Origin of the sequence: Haloferax sp. KTX1 (genome assembly GCF_902410085.1) — an archaeon.
GTDB classification, from domain to species: Archaea; Halobacteriota; Halobacteria; order Halobacteriales; family Haloferacaceae; genus Haloferax; species Haloferax massiliensis.
In genome coordinates this window covers 1-429 of sequence record NZ_CABPRH010000230.1, presented here as the reverse complement: position 1 = coordinate 429, position 429 = coordinate 1, and the positions used below count along the sequence as shown (strand labels likewise).

General features: G+C 54.8%; 1 pseudogene. It reads right to left on the bottom strand.

Features of this window, described 5'->3' with window-relative positions:
• Positions 1-301: 301 nt before the first annotated feature.
• Positions 302-429, bottom strand: a pseudogene (locus FY251_RS23940) (universal stress protein); the annotation flags it as partial.

Here is a 429-nt window from a genome sequence, read left to right as displayed (position 1 = left end):
ATACTCCCACACAGCCAGGGAGGAGCCGTTACAATCACCGAAGCGACCGCCGGTTGTTGGCTGTAGCGTTGCGGAGGACCACGGCACTGGCCGTGTTAGCGGAGATCACACGACGGAAACTACCCACTGCCCATGTGTCGTGGGGTCAAGTACAGATCGGACCCGACAGGTAACCCACTGCTAGTCGGGCTGGCATTCGTACTGTCGGCTGTAAGTCTGTAAAGAATTTCGCCACCTGGGGTGGCGAATATCTTAAAATAGTTACAGCCAACAGTATTGACTTGCCGAAGACTATCGGTACCTACTCCGGGAGATAAAAATCGGATTTCGATTGTCTGTGCGGGGACGTGTTCCTGAGTTGAGCGATTTTGGACGGGTTCCGATGGCGAACGATGACGACGTCGTAGGCGTCGTCCGATGCAATCGACC